This window comes from Agarivorans sp. 1_MG-2023 (assembly GCF_030548385.1).
GTDB lineage: Bacteria > Pseudomonadota > Gammaproteobacteria > Enterobacterales > Celerinatantimonadaceae > Agarivorans.
Genome location: NZ_JAUOSJ010000010.1, coordinates 50,684 through 68,578, shown reverse-complemented (window position 1 = coordinate 68,578; position 17,895 = coordinate 50,684). Strand labels below are relative to the sequence as shown.

Sequence of the window (17,895 nt, the reverse complement as noted above, 5' to 3'; positions counted from 1 at the left end):
TCTAGCATGCGAGCACAAAAAAAGCCGTTAACTCACTCGGAGTTAACGGCTTTATCTTGAAGAGGTTTAACGCACTTAGTTGTCTAGCGTATCGCTGGCAACTTTGTAGCTAGGATCTTCAATCAAATTCACTTCAACTGCGCTGCCTGCTTTAGTTAGTAGCTTGCGACATTCAGGGCTAAGGTGCTTAAGGTGCAGAGTTTTACCTGCTTTCTCGTAACGCTCAGCCAAGGTATCAATGGCTTCAATTGCAGAGTGATCACTCACTCGCGATTTAGCAAAATCAATCACAACATCTTTTGGGTCGTTGGCTGGGCTAAATAAATCTAAGAAGTTAGCCGCAGAACCAAAGAACAATGGGCCATCTAGTTGATACACCTTGTGGTCTTCATCATCGCTAGACGTAGTCACGTAGATGTGTTTTGCGTGGTTCCAAGCAAATACCAAAGCCGACACAATTACACCAATCACTACGGCTACCGCCAAGTCAGTGAATACAGTGACAACCGATACTAATACAATCACAAAGAAATCTGCTTTTGGTACCTTGTTAATCATGCGCAGACTCGCCCACTCGAAGGTACCTAGTACAACCATGAACATCACACCAACTAGAGCAGCTAAAGGAATCATTTCAATTAGCGAAGAGCCAAATAAAATGAAGCCTAATAAGGCTAAAGCAGCGGTAATACCAGACAGTCGACCACGACCACCAGAGCGAATGTTGATCATGCTCTGACCGATCATTGCACAACCACCCATACCGCCAAAGAAGCCTGTTGTTACATTAGCCACACCTTGGCCAATACATTCTTTGTTACCGTGACCACGGGTGCCTGTCATCTCATCAACTACCGTTAAGGTTAGTAGAGACTCAATCAAACCAATTGCCGCCAATACTAGAGCATAAGGGAAGATGATTTTTAGGGTTTCTAAGTTGAAAGGCACACTTGGAATAGAGAAGCTTGGCAGGCCGCCGGCAATTGTCGCATTAGCGTCGCCAGTCATACTGCGTACAAAATCTACTACGGTGCGGGTATCTAAGTTAAGTACATGCACTGATACCGTTACTCCCACAATGGCGACTAGAGAAGCAGGTACTGCACTAGTAAGCTTCGGTAAAAAGTGGATTACTGCCATAGTAATCGCCACTAGACCTAACATAATCCATAGTTGGCTACCTTGCATCCATTCCATTTCACCAAAGGCATTAGGCACTTGAAACTGCCCTAATTGCGCTAAGAAAATCACAATGGCTAAGCCATTAACAAAGCCTAGCATTACTGGGTGGGGTACCATGCGAATAAACTTACCGAGATGGAATACCCCCGCAAGCACTTGCAGGATCCCCATTAATACCACGGTGGCAAATAAATACTGTACCCCATGGTCTGCGACTAGGGCGACCATTACTACCGCAAGTGCGCCAGTGGCACCAGAAATCATCCCCGGGCGACCACCAATTACGGCGGTAATTAAACCCACCATAAAGGCCGCGTATAAACCGACTAAAGGTTCTACACCAGCAACAAAAGCGAAGGCTACTGCTTCGGGAACAAGCGCAAGCGCTACAGTTAAACCAGAGAGTAGGTCGTTTTTAACCGTAGCTCCCCGAAATTTAGGAAATTCAAACATGGTTCTTAGGATCCAAAAAAGAACAAAACGAAATGGGGCGGGAGTCTAGCACTTTATGTGATTCAGTTCAAAAAAACATCAGCTTTTGTTTAGTTTTTTTTTGTTAAATAAGAGGCTTAAGCCCTTGTTAAACTTGAGTTGAGCGCATATCTGAGTCATTCTTTAGCCATAAAAAACAAAGGAGTGAAATTAATCATGAGTGGCCGTTTAAAAACGCTTGATTGGCAAGGTTATTTTGCCACCGCAAAAAGCTTTAGCCATTTTCTGATTCAGCGTATCAAACAAGAAAAACTCACGATGATTGCCGGCTCACTTGCTTATGTCACGTTGCTGTCGCTGGTGCCTTTGGTGGCGGTGACTTTTTCAATTATCAGTGCTTTTCCGGTGTTTGCTGGATTTCAAATTCATATTGAAGATTTTGTCTTCAGCAACTTTGTGCCAGCCTCTGGCGAGGTGGTTAAAGAGAATCTGCGCGGTTTTGTGGAGAACGCTTCAAAAATGACCGCGGTGGGAATAGCTGCATTGGCGGTAGTAGCGCTGATGTTGATTTCTACCATCGACAAAAGTTTAAACATGATTTGGCGAGTAAAGGTGAAGCGACGCTGGAGCAGCGCATTTCCTATGTATTGGATGATTCTTACTTTAGGCCCCTTGTTAATGGGAGGCAGCTTAGCCTTAAGTTCATATATTTTCTCTATGCAGCTGTTTGCCGATGAAACGTTGTTGGGAATATGGAATCAACTGTTACGTATGGTGCCTTTGTTGTTTTCCATTGGTGCGTTTTGCTTGTTGTACTTATTGGTGCCTAACCAATCAATTCGTTTTAAACATGGTTTAACCGGTGCGGTTGTCGCCGCTTTGCTATTTGAGTTGGGCAAGCGTGGTTTTGCCTTATATGTGGCTTCATTTCCTTCTTACCAAGTGATCTACGGTGCCTTAGCAAGTATTCCCATATTATTTGTATGGGTTTATGTGAGTTGGGTAGTGGTATTGATAGGCGCAGAGATCACCGCCGCTCTTGGCGAGTTTTCACAGCAGCAACAACAAGCACAAGCAATAGATAGCAACATAGAGGAGTCGTTATGATTGCTTTAATTCAACGGGTTCAGCAGGCCAGTGTCACAATTAGTGGTGAAACAAGTGGCAGCATTGGCCCTGGTTTATTAGTTTTGCTAGGCGTTGAACAAACCGATGATCAAAGCAAAGCGGTGAAGCTTTGTGAAAAGGTTATTAAGTACCGCATTTTTGCCGATGAAAACGGTAAAACTAACCTGAATGTGCAGCAAGCTGGGGGAAGCTTATTGGTGGTGTCGCAATTTACTTTAGTGGCCGATACCGATAAAGGCTTGCGCCCCGGGTTTTCTAAAGGGGCTACGCCGGAGCAAGCTAAACATCTTTACGAACATTTTGTAAGTGCCTGTAAAGACCGCGGCCTAGCTACCGAAACCGGAGTCTTTGCTGCCGACATGCAAGTGTCTTTAGTAAATGACGGGCCAATGACTTTTTGGCTTCAAATCTAATTTTCACCAATGAAATCGAAACTTTGCGGCGGCTCACATATCAGATTTGCTGCCCCCAAAGGCAATTGACATAAATAACTGCAATCAGTCATATTAAGAGAAAGCGCTTTCACGGGGATAGGTTAACTCTGACTGTGCCCGGAGAAACTATAGTGTCAGCGCTTACTAATACAGCGAGGCTAAAGTAATAATGGCAACGATCAAGGAAGTCTCTGATCTAGCGGGTGTATCGCAAGCAACCGTATCTAGAGTGATGAATGGCAATAACAAGGTATCGGAAATTAACCGAGAGCGTGTTATGGCTGCAATGGATAAATTGGGTTATCAACCTAATTCATTTGCTCAAGCTCTGGCGACCAACCGCTCTTATAGCGTGGGGATTGTAGTAGGTACCTTATCTGGCCCGTTCTATGGTCCCATGATGCACAGTATTGAATCGGTATTGCGAAACGAAGGCCAGCACCTTATCGCTACCAGTGGCCACGATGATTTAGAACAAGAGCGAGATGCGATTCGCTTTTTAAACTCTCGTCGTGTCGACGCTATTTTGCTGGTGGTACAGGCCATGGGTGACGATGAGCTGATAGAGATGTGTCAGCGTAATCCTAATATTTTTGTATTAAACCGCTATGTGCCGGAGTTAGCCAATCGCTGCATTTATTTGAACAATGAATTAGGTGGTTATTTGGCGACCAAACATCTTATCGATTTAGGTCATACAAAAATCGCTTCGATCACGGGCCCATTAGTTCACCTTGATGCGCGAGAGCGTTTACAAGGTTACCGTAATGCCCTTAATGAAGCAGGCATAGAATACGACGCACAGTTAGTCGTAGAAGGTTTGTACCAAGAAGATGGCGGCAACAAAGCGGCGGCTAAGTTATTCCAGCGTGATGTTGAGTTCACCGGAGTGGTGTGCGGTAACGATAACATTGCTATTGGCGTATACGACATTTTGTCGCTAGACAATGAATCACCAGCGGAGCGAATTTCGGTGGTGGGCTACGATGACATGTTTTATTCGCGCTATTTGCGACCAAAGATGACCACTATTCGTTTTCCAATTGAAGAAATGGGCACCATCGCAGCAAATATGGTGTTACAGAATTTATCAAATGTAGACCTAGTTAAAGGTGTGCAGTTAGAGCCACAACTTATAGTGCGAGAATCGTCGGCACCTCCCGTCGGTTAGCTTACCTACCCAATTTAAGGAGTTGAATATGACCTGTCCCAGTTACTCTTAATCGACTCCTTGCTTGATGTTAGCTATGCGTTTTTGTGAATGTATAGCTAAGGTCGATCAGCAGTAAATCTGCTGGCAGTCTCTTTTTTATCCCATGAATATAATGATATGCGTCAGTAAAGGCGTAGTGTTGAGGTTGTGTTATGTCTTTTGAATTTCCCGAGTCGTCTCCTTTTCGTCGTAGTGACTTTGTATTTGGTGTGGCTACCGCTGCGTTTCAAATTGAAGGCGCGAATAAAGAAGATGAACGTTGTGAGTCTATTTGGGACCGTTTTTGTGCCACTCCCGGAAAAGTGGCTAATGGCGACGACGGCACGGTAGCATGTGATCACTACCATCTTTGGGAACAAGACCTAGAGATGATCGCCGAGTTAGGTGTTGACGCTTACCGTTTATCGATTGCTTGGCCGCGTATTATGCCAGTAGAAGGGCAAGTAAACAGTAAAGGAATTGAGTTTTATAAACGCTTAATTGCCAAACTTAATGAATTAGGCATTAAGCCATTTGTTACCCTTTATCACTGGGATTTACCTCAGTATCTAGAAGACCGAGGTGGTTGGTTAAGTCGCGAAACAGCCTATAAATTCGCTGAATTTGCCGACATCATGACAAAAGCCTTAGGTGATTCAGTATTTAGTTATGCTACCTTTAACGAACCACTATGTAGTGCCTTTTTAGGTTACCGCTTTGGTCAGCATGCCCCCGGTTTAACAGAGGATAAGCTAGGTTTTCAAGCTGCTCACCATATATTGCTAGCTCACGGTTTAGCACTGCCAAAAATGCGTGAAAACGCCCCTAAAGCAGAGCACGGTATTGTACTTAACTTTACCCCTGCTTACCCAGCAGACCCAACCAACGCGGCTGATGTATTAGCTGCCGATTTTGATGAGCAACAAGGCATTCATTGGTTCTTACAACCAATTGTTGAAGGGGAATACCCAGCAGCGATTCGCCAGCAGCAACCATTATGGTGGCCGACTATTTTACCTGGCGATCTGGCCTTAATTAGCCAACCCATCGACTTCTTAGGCATTAACTACTACACCCGCCACGTGATTAAAGCCAGTGAAAATGGTCCGCGCCAAGTGGTGTTGCCAGATGTAGAGCGTACAGATATGGGTTGGGAAGTGTGCCCTGAAGCACTCACCGCTTTATTGGTAAAACTTAATCAGCGCTATACCTTGCCGCCGATCTTCATTACTGAAAACGGCATGGCCGGTGCAGACAGCCTGGAAAATGGTGAAGTGATCGATCAGCAACGTTGTGACTACTACCAATCGCACCTAGACGCGGTGGCTGTGGCAATGGAGCAGGGCGTGGATATGCGTGGCTATTTTGCTTGGAGTTTAATGGATAACTTTGAGTGGGCCTTCGGTTATGAGAAACGTTTTGGCATTGTTTATGTTGATTATGCAAGCCAGCAACGAGTGCTTAAGCAAAGTGCTAAATACTTCCAACAATTTTTACAACAACGCGCAGGAGCATAATTATGGCGTCACTGTCATTTAAAGATCTACGTAAGAGTTACGGCAAAGTTGAAATTGTAAAAGGTTTCGACTTAGAGATGAGTGATGGTGAATTTGTGGTATTACTCGGAGCCTCTGGGTGTGGTAAATCCACCATTTTGAGGATGGTGGCCGGCTTAGAAACCATTTCTTCGGGTCAAATCTGTATGGATGAAAAATGCCTCAACGACGTTGACCCAAAAGATCGCGATCTTGCCATGGTATTTCAAAGCTATGCGCTTTACCCCCACATGACAGTGTACGAAAACATTGCCTTTGCGCTTAAAGTTCAAGGGGTTAAGAAAGAAGAGATTAAAAAGTCGGTGGATTGGGCAGCCGAAATGCTGCAGTTAACCGACTATCTTCATCGTAAACCTAAACAACTTTCTGGTGGGCAACGCCAGCGGGTCGCTATGGGCCGGGCCATGGTGCGCACGCCTAAGCTATTTTTGTTTGATGAGCCTTTATCTAACCTCGACGCTAAGCTTCGCGGTAAAATGCGTGCAGAAATAAAAGACATGCACCACAAATTGGGTGTAACTACCTTGTATGTTACGCATGACCAAGTAGAGGCGATGACCCTAGCAGATCGCATCGTGATCATGAACAAAGGGGTTACCGCACAAATTGGTACGCCTTATGAGGTGTTTACTCAGCCTAAAAATCAGTTTGTAGCGAGCTTTATCGGTTCACCGTCTATGAATATGATCCCAGCGACTGCTAAACAGCAAGACGGCGAGTGGCTATTGGAATTAGCTGGCCAGGTGATTAAAGCCCCAGAGAAATTTGTAGGTAAGCTACAAGAAGGTCAAGCACTAACGCTAGGCATTCGCCCTAACGATATTCATTTACATGAGAAACAGCTAGAAGCTAGCCATGTTATAGCGGCCAAAGCTACCTTCTCTGATAGTGAATTATTAGGCGCGACCATGCACGTAAAAGCAGAAATGGGCGGGCAGAATATTGTGATTGAAGCTCCAGCGGAGCATGGTCAATTGCCCAAGTCTCTAGAGATATTTTTAGATGCTACCTTCGTGCACTTGTTTGATGCTGAGACGCAAAAGTCTTTAGCTCTGCCATAGTAAGTCATTATTTTAAATACAAAAATAGCCAGCATAGCGCTGGCTTTTTTATTGCTGTACTCGGTTTAGCCTAGTACCACTTCTACTTGATGCTCGCCTTCACTAAAGACAGGTAGCACTTTTCCATCGATCGCGTCACCATTTACGGTGACACTTACCACACCCGAGCTTACGCCGTTAGGGTTGCTAACCTTAATGTTGTATTGTGCGCCACGGTAACGGCGTTTCACGCTAAAGCCAGGCCATGCCGTTGGAATACAAGGGTCTACTTCTAGCCCCGTTAGCGTGGGTTTAATACCCAAGATGTATTGAGTACCAGCTACATAAGTCCAGGCAGAGGTGCCCGACAACCAGGCGTTGCGACCCATACCAAATTGTTTGTGTTCCGCACCTAGAATGTTTTGTGGGTAACAATAAGGTTCGGATTGGAATACATCCAAGTTATCGTTGTGGAAAGCAGGGTTAATTTGGTTGTAGTACTCAAAGGCACGGTCGCCGTTACCGGCTATGGTTTCGGCCATCATTACCCAAGGGTTTGAGTGTAAGAAGATACCGCCGTTCTCTTTAGCACCCGGTGGATAAGTACTTACACCACCCAGTTGTGGGTCAAAACCATTGTAACCAGGGCCAGACAACATAATGCCGTACTTGGTGTTTAGCTTGTGATTGACAGCATCAAGGCCGGCTAGCATGCGGTCGCCTTCAGCAAAGCCAGAGATTACCGGCCACGACTGTCCGTTGGTGTATAAACTACCATGTTGGTTTTTATGCGAACCAATCGGTTGGCCTTCGTTAGTAAAGTAACGTACCCACCATTCGCCGTCCCAAGCGTGCTGATTAACGCGTTGCTTCATTTCTTGATAGTAACCATTGAGCAAATCGTAGCTGCTCTGGTCATCTAAGGTCTTGGCAATGTCTAACAACTCTTTTAGCGCTTTACCAAATAAGTTAGCAACAAACAGAGACTCAGCACCAGTTGGCAAGTTAACAGTATCGTTCCAATCGGCAAAACCGAGTAGTGGTAGGCCATGTTCACCTACATTGTTCCACGTAAAATCAACGGCTTTAAGCAAGTGTTGATAAACGCTGGCTTGCGGGCGTTCTTCAGGTTCTAGGGTTTTGCTGTAATAAGAAATAGGTTTATTTAAGAAATCCAGATCGCCAGTTTCTTTTAGGTATTGAGCAACCGTGAGAACGATCCATAAATGGTCGTCACCGTAGTAGTTAGGGCACTCTGGCTCTTCGCGTGAGTCGCCTTCGTTGGCTTCCATAGTGAGTGGGAAGTACTGGTGCATGGCCGAGCCGTTGGCGAGTTGAACCGATAATAAACGCTCGGCAAATTCGCGTGCTTCTTGCGGCATGTGCGACATCACACCAATTAAATCTTGCGATGAATCCCTAAAGCCAATACCGCGAGCGCCGTAGCCCAACTGGTATAAAGACAGGTAACGAGACCAGTTTTTAGTGGTGTGACATTGGCGAGGATTATGTACGTTGAGCATTGAGTTCATGGCTGTATCTGGGGTGTCTACCTGCATCACTTGTAGGTAGTCTTCCCAAAATCCAGATAGCTCAACAAAGGCTTGGTCTACAGCGCTTTCTTGGCGATATAAATCAATGCTTGGTTTGGCGTCGGCCAAACTGCTTACTTGGCCTAACTGAGTAATTACCCGCTCGGTGCTACCCGGCGCAAGTTCGCCCAAGTTCACCAATAGCGCGCCTACGTTATCACCGCGGTCACATTCAGAGTTGCCTAAGCTAGGCTCCATTAGTGATAAGGGTTTTGACCAAGAGCCAAATTCGTTATCGCCCAAAAATGCACGACGGTCACCCTCCCAAGAATCAACTGGGCGGTTACAGCTTAAGTAGTTCACGGCGCTATCTCGCTTCATGAAAGCATATTGCTCTAATACTACGTGGCCAGTGCTTTCTGGGTGCGCTTTTAGCGCCATGGTTTGCGGTACCCAATCGGCGTTCACTAGCTGTTTTAAAGCATCAAAGTGGGTGAACTCGTAAACCGGAACTACATCTACCGCTTGGGTTTGCTCACTAATGTTAGTGACCTGGATATCTTGAATTAAGGTGCTAGAACCTTGAGGAACAAAAATCTTAAGGTCGATACGTAAACCTTGAGCTTCAACTACCCAGCGGGTGTAAGACAAACCAATGCGACATTCAAACTTATCTAAGGCTTCTAACGTTGGCGTAAAGAACGGAGAAAACAGTTGGTAACCTTGCGCAGTTTTGCGGCGAATATACACCGTTGAGCCTTTAAACTCAGACTGTGGCAACTGGGCAATGTATTTAGTAATACGGTTTAAGGCGGGATCTTGTTTACACACAACGGTGCCGCCAGTGGTATCCACTAAACCGCCAAAGTCGAGAGTTCCCACGTAGTTCGCCCATTTTATCGGCGTTTTCGGCGTAGTTAGTACGTATTCCTTGTTTTGGTCATCGAAATAACCGTATTGCTTGCTCATATTTACCTCAGAATTGTTAAGCTGAATGCTGTTCGGCGTTGGTCAAAGGCTTAACCAAGGCTAAAGAAAAGATCATGCCGGGGCGGAAGTAACGACCTGCGGTGTACTTAAGTCCGGTATGGTGTAAGGCGTAGAACAGCGTTTGGCTGTTTAACTGAAATTGTTGGCATAAGGCGGCACTGCGCAGTTTGAACTCATTAAACTGACGTGGAATATCTGCAGCAATACGTCCATCTGAGTAGAGTAAACCTAAGTCTATTAGCGCCTGATGAAGCTGCTCGGTTTCGCCGTCTTTCAAGTGGGAGAACTGCTTACTGTTAAAGCGGCAGCTAGCATTAAACCCTTCTGGAGCAGCAAACGGAATGCGTGCATCTTGATATAGATTGCGATAAGTGGCGCTGAGTAAATCAGCGGCTTGCTGCTGCATATCCAAGGCTGCCATCGCCGTGACTAAGGAGTATTGCACGCCAATCCACACGTCGTGAGCTTGGAAATTATCCCACTCTTTAGGTTCACCTAAGCGTGTGACTAAGTTGGCTGCGCCTACTCGTGCGCTGTTTATTTGGTAGTTGTGGCGATAAACATAGGCCAAACTGCGGCGCTGTTGTTGCTCACTAGCAATGGCGGGTAACTGCAGCATGCGACAGTAACTGTCGGCTAACAGTTGGTCGGCAAAGCTATCATCGCTATCTAGTTGTAACTTGGCGTGCCAAGAGCTTTGCCAAAAGTCGCCTAGCGCGAGGAGTGCTAGTTTTCGTATTTGGCGAAGCGTTTTGGGGTTACCTTGAGTAGTAGGCCAGCTAAGTGGCGTGCAGTGCTCGGCCCATAACTGCTGCACATTTTCGGCTAAATCGCCTAACTCTGGCAGGCTTGGCTCGTTTAACCATTGGTTAAGCCGTTCCACTAATTCCACTGAACAGGGTTTGCTCTGCAGCTTAAGTTGCCCAGCAAAGGGAGACTGCTTTAAGGCATCACTTAAGGCCTCGAGTTGTTGTTCCTTAATGTCGCGTATTTGCAGCGGAGTCACATAGAAATGAAAGTAGCCTGCCTGCTCGTCCCATAAGCTGCTGTGAAACTGCTTACGTGCGCATGACGCTAGGTAGCGGTACTCCTGCGGGATCCCGGTTTTGTTTAGTAGTTCTGCAATGGTGGCGTAGGCTTCTAAGCTGGCGATCCACAGTGACCCGCAATATACCGAAATACCGTGTGAAGATAGGTTATCAAAGGTATCGTCAGTGCCGCGAGTCAGTGGGAAGCACTGGCCGGGTTCTACCATGGCTTGCAAGTAATGCATGGCTGCTTGGCACGCTTCCCAGCAATCGCTTAATAGGGTTTTGTCATCATGAAAACGATAATGACGTAGCAACATTAAGATGTATTTAGGCGCTAAATCCTTCCATTCCTTAACATTGTGCCAATCGTAAGCATCAGGTTTGGCGTCAAAAGGGCTGCCTAAATCGTGAATCACTGCTCCTCGCACCGCACGTGGACCTTCGGTTTTGTCGTTCGGTAAATCGGCGTGAGGTAAGCCTACGTATTCATGGTGGCGGCGAATATGCGAGTTCTCTGCTAGTACGGCCTGCGAGAAATGACGCATTACCGCGCCATCTAAGCGTGGAAAACACTGTAGTAATGAAAACGAGCCATAAAAATACACATCCAAGGAATTGAAGAATGGGTAATCGGCACATTCTCTTACTAAAAATTTATCATCGGCATCCCAAACGGTAGCTTCAGCTAGAAACGACAGGGTGTTTAGAGCCAGAGTCCGTGTCTCGGTTTGTCCTTGCGGCCCAAGCGGTAAGCTAGCTAGGCTATCGTCAGGCATTAATTGTTCGCTGACACCAGCTAATGATGCCGTTAACTGAGGTTCTATCTCTATAGCATGCTGGCAAATAGCTAATGCTCTGCCTTCGCTTTGTGGAAATTGTTGGGTGTACTTTTTAAGGCTAGTTAGGCCCGGTAAACGAATATGGGGGAAATCTAGCACTAGTGAGAAACATAGTTCGACTTGCTCGCCAGGGGCTAGCTCGCCGCTAATGCATAGTGCTGCTGAACTGAGTTCGCGGCCGCTGTAAATACCGCGGTCAAATGATTCTCCTAAGCGTCCGCTGGCTAAGCCTCCGGCCACTACATTGGCGGTATTATCTGTGTAAAAATAAGGCTTAGCGCTTACCCAACAACCAGTTGGCGCGGAAACGGATAAACAACTTTGGCCGTCAAAGTCTATGCCTGGATTAGCGTTACCGCTCATTTCTACGGCGCAGTGTTTAGCGTCATTTTGCCAGCGATGCAGTTGGCTTGTTTGGCCGTTAGCCCCACGAACCAATTTACAGGCTGAATCTTGAACGCCCGGGCGCTGTTTAATCGCTTGAAAGCCGCTTAAGTTTTCTAAACAGCGAATTAAACTAAATGCCTGCCTAGTTTGGCTTTGGTTACGCAATACGATACGGGTATAACTCACCGGTAAGGCTGCCCAATCTTCGTGATTAGGCACCACCGGGCTATAGTGAAACTTTGTTACTTGGATAGCTTGCTGGTCAACAAATTGCTGCTTGGCGACTGGATACAGCGCTTGATAATTAACTTGCTCGCTTGGGCAAGTGTCTATGCCGTGGTAGGTACTTGCTTCCCAATCACCATAGAGTGCTTGTTGGTGGGCTGCTTTAAGGCCAAGTGCGCCGTCATAGAAATCGAGTAACCAACTAATGTTAAGCGCTGCGCCAGTCACTTGGTTGCTTAACAGTTGCTGAGTTTTATCTGATAACTCTACATTCCAACGCTGTAAATTAGCTAGGTTCCATTGGTAGAAGTCCGGCTCTTGAATAAGGTTTTGCAGGTGCGCAAGCTGTTGCTCTGTATCATCATCAGCTTTAAACAGTGGCTGTTGTAGGTGATTACTTAAGGCGAAAAATTTCTGCTTTTGCTGAAAGTTGCTGTGATTCACTATCACCAGTTGCTGCTCATTTGCATCGCGTTGGCTCAAGAAAAACTCTTCTAATCGCAAACCATCACGCTGGCTGTCGGCTAGATGCAAACCCGGTAACATATGAAACAGTGGCGTTGTTCCCGCTGGTGTTAGGGTGTACGCACTACCAATACCGCCTACCGCGATCCCCGTGTCTGCAGGGGTTGTACTTAATGGGACATACCAGGGTTGTACAAACTCGTCGGCCAATCCTGGACTCATCAAGTCACTGACCTGACCAAAATAACTGGATTGAGCGGTGTAACGATGCAACATTGGAATGACCTCAACTAAATACTATTGATGTGTAAGCGCTTTCACATGGCATGTTAACAGGTAGCCTTAGCTTGTTTAGTGCATCAATTCGAAAAAGTGATCGGCCTCAATAAAAGATTTCGTAATAGGAAAGCTATGAAAGAAGCCAAGGCAATTTAGTCAATAAGTGTAGTTTGCTTGTTCTATAGAAAGGCTCAAGGCCTTTATTGATAGGCTGTCTGGAGGCTAGGTACAATCAGCTGACGTATGAAACATTTCCATTGCAGCATTGCGAGGCCTGTGAAAATACTAAAAAACATTAGCTGGTTATTTTATTGCATCAGCGTGTTGACTTGTTCGATGAGAAAATAAGGCTTGGGGCTAAATTAAGGGTACTGCCGCTAATATTTGCTTCAGTATTTTCATGGACCTTAATGCCTTATTTGTTTTTCCTTATCAACTCAAAGCTTCATTTTAGCTAATTAACAATAGGTATTGAGACATATTGATGCACTAATAAGTGTAAAAAACATCAGATGAAAATAATTATTTGATTCATCTCACATAGTTTGGTTTTTGTAACAAAAGTGAATATGCGAAAAAACATCATTTGTTTCATAAGTATACAGTACCTTATTCAGTGGGTTAAATAACTATTAAATAACAATGTGTTACCCGTGAAACTGCTTTCATGTTCTATAGCTTTATTTCACTATATTTCATGAAACTATAGGTTCTTATTTTGTTTAAATTGTGATCTTTGTTTTTTGCAAGCGCTTTCATTAGTGATGTTGGTCACTTATTTATCTAATTTTGAGTCTTATACTTCTTAACCATGGCTAGTTCGCCATATATAAAAAATGCTTCCAATAAAATTTCAAGATTCACACGGAGTTGAACAAAATGAAAATGAAAGCGCTTACAATTGCAATTGCAGTCGCGTCAGCGGCAACCTCTCTTAGCTCGTTCGCGGGTACCCCTAATTTTTCTGGTTACGGCCGTTATGCTTTAGAAGCATCGGGCGACGAAATTGTTCAGCTAAAAGGCGAACACGGCGAAATTAACGGTGCTGGTCGTCTTGGTAACGAAGACAACTGGATGGAGTTTATGCTTTCTCAAGGTTTTGAGAATGGCGACGCTAAATTCGATATGAACGTTATGCTTAACACCCCTGGTTACTCACCTACTTGGGGCGATACCATTGGTTTAGCCCAGTTCTACGGTGGCGGTAAAGGTATTTTTGCTTCACAACCAGACGCTTATGTTTGGGCTGGTAAACGTTTCTACGGTCGTGAACAAGGCGGATTAAGCGATTACTTCATGCTTAGTGCTGATGGTTCTGGTGCTGGTGTTGATAACTTAAACCTTGGTTTTGCTCAACTTGATTTAGGTTGGACACAGGGTGGTGGTGGTACAACTGCTTCAAACAAAAAAGGTTCAGTTAACTCTTTAGCCTTTAACTTGCACGATATTAAAGTGAGTGAGCAAGGTGCTCTTAAATTCCGTGGTAACTACGCGTTTACTACTGGTGATTTAGATGATGCAGCTAACCCTGATCGCATCGAAAATAATGATGCATGGCAAGTATTTGCTTCTTACCGTCAAGGTTTAAGCAATGGTTGGTTCCAAGTTGCTGCTCGTTACGAAACTGACGCTGCTGCGTTGATTTCTGCTAACTCAGCGGGCCAAAACTGGTCAAACTATGAAGATAAAAAAGCTGCTTCTTACGGTGCTTTCTTAGACGGCGCGGTTAACTTTGGCGAAATGACTGCCATGGAATACAACGCCAACTACTTGTTAGTTGATTGTAAAGAAACAGGCTGTTCATTCGATGAAAAAGTTGAATATGCAGTATCTGTTCGTCCTCAGCATCACTGGACTGAGTACATGGCAACTGCTTTAGAAGCTGGTGTTCACTTTACAGAGCGCACAGATGTTGGTGGTTCTAAGAACAAGAGTGATGCATGGAAAATTACTTTGTCTCAAAACTTCCAAGTGGGTCACTTCATGTGGTCTCGCCCTGTAGTTCGCTTCTACGCTGTAACGGGTGAAGTGGATACGGAAGGTAAAGATAAGGTTGATGTAACAAAAATTGGTGCCATGGTTGAAGCTTGGTGGTAAACCCAGCTAAGCTGAGTGCTGTTTAATTAGGTACTCAAACCAAGGAGTGGGCGCTAAGGTGTTAGCGCCCGCATTTAAGAGGTGGAAATTTGAAAAAAGTATTAACGGTAGTTGTAGCTTGTGTTTTAGCTAGCGCGTGTTCAAGCTCTAGCAATGACAAGCCTTTAGAAGTCACTGACCCGTTTCGAACTTGGGGCGCTCAATTTGCCGATGAGGCAAAAATTGCAGCTAACTTACAATCTTCAAGTGTTTCTCCAAAGCTACCCTCACAGCTGCAATATCAATTATTGTCTTTAGACAGAACCAATCGTATAGATGTCACCGAAAAGTCACCAGTAGTTCAATTTCCTGAAGGTAACTCTTATACAGCAGCCTTATTGATTCCAGATGATATCTCTCAATTTACTTTTCATTTAGACAGTCTTGTAGCGCGTACCGTATTTGTACCTACCGCGATTTTTTATGATCAAGGTTTGAATGAGGTGCTTCGAGTTGAAAGCACTACATTAGACCCGGAAGGCTTTTTATCTATGCAGCAGGCCATCACACCTGAGCAAGCGAAACAAGCACGTTACTTATTGGTTTACAGTAAAGCCACTGAATATGGCGGTAAAACCGAACTGATTGATCCTAAAGTTGTTTATGAAGAAAAAACCGGTGGTGGTTTACCTTCGGCCTTTAAATATTATTCAAAACATTCGCCGATAGGTAACCTAGATGTTCGTTTTAGCGAAGTGTTATTCAGCTCGTCATATGTCACTTCGGCTGAACCCAAACAAAATTTAACGCCCGTTGAAGCTGCTCCAGTTAAAGCAGATGCAGCGGCCGCTACTGCAGTAGCCACTACCACCGCGGTAGCTGCTAATAAAGCGCCAAGCGCAGATATGCTAAGTGATACAGAGAGCTTTTATCTGGATCAAATTAGTAAAGCAGTAGCACAGGATGACCTTACTAGGGCCTTAAACCTAGTCGAGGAGGCAGAGCGAGCTGGTTCGACAAAAGCGCAGTCTCATTTTATGCAGCAATTGAAGAAACAGCAGCAACAGTAGTGCAATACCAGTGTGTTTTTTTCTAATCCCTGTTTATGCGGCGTTTATCGCCGCATTTTTTTGTCCCGAGCTTATGGTTTAGTGCCGCTTACTTAAGCGAACACTGCCAACTTTAAACCGCGTGAACCATTCAATAAGATCTTATCATGTGATTGTTGCTAGTTGACTTCAGCGGCTTTGAGGTGAGGGTGTGTTTTCACGCTTAATTAACCGGCATGTTGTTCATAGTGAACTCACTGTCGTTGAAGATCAGTTCGCTGCGATCTCGGCCTTCCTCATGTAGCAAGTATCCGGCATTGCGTAGAGCAAGAATATACGCGGATAAAGGGCTTTGGTTAAACAGCTGGTCGCCAACATCTATGGCCAAATTTAAATCTATGTATCGCAGTAGCTGTATCGGACTGCTCACTTCGCCTAGTTTGAAAGGTAGCAGCTTTGCTTTGCCTGCTAGGTTTATATCGCCCTGTAAGGGTAAGCTGTTATAACTCGAGTCGACCTCAAACACTAAGGTGTCTAACTGCCATTCAATGCCATTTGATACTGCTTGCTGCACCAATACATCTAGCTCATCAGAACTCAACGAGGTGTATTTTGACTGGGCCAGCTGAATTAAGCTTTGCATAGGTACGCCACCTAAACTAGAGCGCAGTAGCAATTGGTCAAGCTGAAATACTTCAGCCCCTTCTCTTAAAATGAAACTATTTAACTCAGTATTTAGACTTAAATACGCATTTTGCTTAATTTCACTAAAGCTGTTGTTTACTGAAAGGTTCTGCAACTTCAGCAGGGTTTCACCTTGGCCTAATTGAAGGCGTAGCTGTTCAACTGACCAACTGGCATTTTCTACTAATGTCCATTGCTGACGCTGGCTAAAAGTTTCGCTGGCTTCCACTTTACCTAGGTGAATGTGGTCACCATTTTGTTGGCTATCAAGTAATTCCATTCCTTGCCAGCTAAGCGTTGCCTCACCTTGCTGAAAGGACAAATCGCTAACCGTAGAAATGCTCATGGGCTTAAAGTTGAGTGCTAACTCCGTGTAGTTATGTTCAAAAGTGTCAACCCGTAATTGCTGCTGTAATTTTTGGCTGAGCAAGTTAGCTTGCCAAGTTCCTAAATGAGGAATTGCTGCAAGATTTAAGTCACTTAACCATTGCTGATAACTCGCTTGCTCGGGGTCAACTTGCCACTTTCCTTCAAGCCATAACGGCCAGATGCTAACTTGCTGAATGACGTGAAGCTCAATTGGCTGGGGATCTAAACCCAGCTGGCTTAGGTTGCCTGTAAGTTGCCATTGTTCTTGTTGCTGAAACCAGCTGCTGCTCAATACTGTTTGGCTTATTTGCCACTCATTCTGCTGATTGAAGTCCGCCACGATTTGCTTCACCTGCTGGCGGTATTGCGAATGGCTTAGGTACTGAGCACCACAAGTTATGGCAACGAGTGTGGCTAGCGCCATTATGCTTTTCTTTAACACTGAGCAAATTCCTAAGGACTAGATTGGCCGATTTATCATTGTATATTGTTCCGCCGGGCAATAGTAAACTGATGGCCATTTAGACTGAGCAAATGGTTCTTTACTATGACGCGCTTTTTGGCTGTAGTTGCCGACTTATACACTCCATTGTTGGTGCTTGTATTAGTGCTTATCGCTTTTGGATACCTAAAGCAGGAGCAACAGCAAAAGCTTCAAAATGGTATTTTCTTATTACTGGTAGGCTTAGCAAGCACTTACGGGCTGATGCTAATAGATCTCTATTATTCATGGTGGCCACGCTGGGGTTTGGACTATAGCACCCATACTGCGCTAGCTTTTTGTCTTCAAGTGTTACTTCATCTGGCTAGACCTAGTCGGCGCTTGGTTTCTTGGTCCATTTATTTCGCTTATTTGGCGCTGATGTGGTGGCTGAACTACCACAGTGTGATGGACATGCTAACTACCATGTTAAGTGTTGGTTTATTGTTGCGATTAGGTGCAATATGTAAAGTTAGCACTCCAGGTTGATGATAATACTTGGTATTGGGTGATGAATTTTTAAT

General features: G+C 44.9%; 12 protein-coding genes. 8 read left to right on the top strand and 4 right to left on the bottom strand.

Translation table 11 applies throughout. The features are described 5' to 3' along the window. Window positions 1-75: 75 nt before the first annotated feature. Entirely contained in the window at window positions 76-1,635 is a 1,560-nt protein-coding gene (locus Q4592_RS15030; RefSeq protein WP_303514589.1) for a SulP family inorganic anion transporter, read from the bottom strand. A gap of 195 nt (window positions 1,636-1,830) precedes the next feature. On the opposite strand from Q4592_RS15030, the gene Q4592_RS15025 reads away from it, so the two are divergent. The 5 genes from Q4592_RS15025 to Q4592_RS15005 all read left to right on the top strand — a co-directional run bounded on the left by Q4592_RS15025 (window position 1,831) and on the right by Q4592_RS15005 (window position 6,985). Further along, window positions 1,831-2,721 (top strand): virulence factor BrkB family protein, encoded by an 891-nt coding sequence (locus Q4592_RS15025; protein ID WP_303514586.1) that lies wholly within the window; start codon window positions 1,831-1,833, stop codon window positions 2,719-2,721. After that, window positions 2,718-3,155 carry a D-aminoacyl-tRNA deacylase gene (gene dtd / locus Q4592_RS15020; RefSeq protein WP_303514585.1) on the top strand — a complete coding sequence of 146 codons (438 nt, stop codon included), beginning with the start codon at window positions 2,718-2,720 and terminating at the stop codon, window positions 3,153-3,155. Before Q4592_RS15025 ends, dtd begins: the two co-directional genes overlap by 4 nt. A 190-nt stretch (window positions 3,156-3,345) precedes the next feature. Beyond that, on the top strand, window positions 3,346-4,347 hold the full coding sequence (locus tag Q4592_RS15015; protein ID WP_137672435.1) for a LacI family DNA-binding transcriptional regulator: 1,002 nt from the start codon (window positions 3,346-3,348) through the stop codon (window positions 4,345-4,347). A 194-nt stretch (window positions 4,348-4,541) separates the two neighbouring features. Next, window positions 4,542-5,885 (top strand): GH1 family beta-glucosidase, encoded by a 1,344-nt coding sequence (locus Q4592_RS15010; RefSeq protein ID WP_303514584.1) that lies wholly within the window; start codon window positions 4,542-4,544, stop codon window positions 5,883-5,885. A 2-nt stretch (window positions 5,886-5,887) separates the two neighbouring features. Continuing rightward, complete coding sequence (locus Q4592_RS15005; protein ID WP_303514581.1) at window positions 5,888-6,985, top strand: ABC transporter ATP-binding protein; 1,098 nt, start codon at window positions 5,888-5,890, stop codon at window positions 6,983-6,985. Between the two features lie 65 nt (window positions 6,986-7,050). Here the strand turns inward: Q4592_RS15005 and Q4592_RS15000 are convergent, their stop codons facing one another. Together Q4592_RS15000 and Q4592_RS14995 are read right to left on the bottom strand one after the other, a co-directional pair. Next, a complete protein-coding gene (locus Q4592_RS15000) occupies window positions 7,051-9,465 on the bottom strand; it encodes a glycosyl transferase (RefSeq protein ID WP_303514578.1) in 2,415 nt (804 codons plus the stop codon). 16 nt (window positions 9,466-9,481) lie between these two features. Continuing rightward, the gene (locus tag Q4592_RS14995; RefSeq protein ID WP_303514575.1) at window positions 9,482-12,709 is read right to left on the bottom strand and encodes a GH116 family glycosyl hydrolase; all 3,228 of its coding nucleotides are present in this window, start codon (window positions 12,707-12,709) and stop codon (window positions 9,482-9,484) included. Between the two features lie 882 nt (window positions 12,710-13,591). Between Q4592_RS14995 and Q4592_RS14990 the strand changes: the two genes are divergently transcribed. Then, on the top strand, window positions 13,592-14,809 hold the full coding sequence (locus Q4592_RS14990) for a carbohydrate porin (RefSeq protein WP_303514574.1): 1,218 nt from the start codon (window positions 13,592-13,594) through the stop codon (window positions 14,807-14,809). 89 nt (window positions 14,810-14,898) lie between these two features. After that, window positions 14,899-15,858, top strand: a complete 960-nt coding sequence (locus Q4592_RS14985) for a MalM family protein (protein ID WP_303514571.1) — start codon at window positions 14,899-14,901, stop codon at window positions 15,856-15,858. Between the two features lie 202 nt (window positions 15,859-16,060). Here Q4592_RS14985 and Q4592_RS14980 read toward each other — a convergent pair whose 3' ends face one another. After that, entirely contained in the window at window positions 16,061-17,332 is a 1,272-nt protein-coding gene (locus Q4592_RS14980) for a DUF945 family protein (protein ID WP_303514568.1), read from the bottom strand. 105 nt (window positions 17,333-17,437) lie between these two features. Here Q4592_RS14980 and Q4592_RS14975 point away from each other — a divergent pair, with 105 nt between their 5' ends. After that, complete coding sequence (locus tag Q4592_RS14975; protein ID WP_303514566.1) at window positions 17,438-17,860, top strand: hypothetical protein; 423 nt, start codon at window positions 17,438-17,440, stop codon at window positions 17,858-17,860. The last annotated feature ends 35 nt before the right edge of the window (window positions 17,861-17,895 follow it).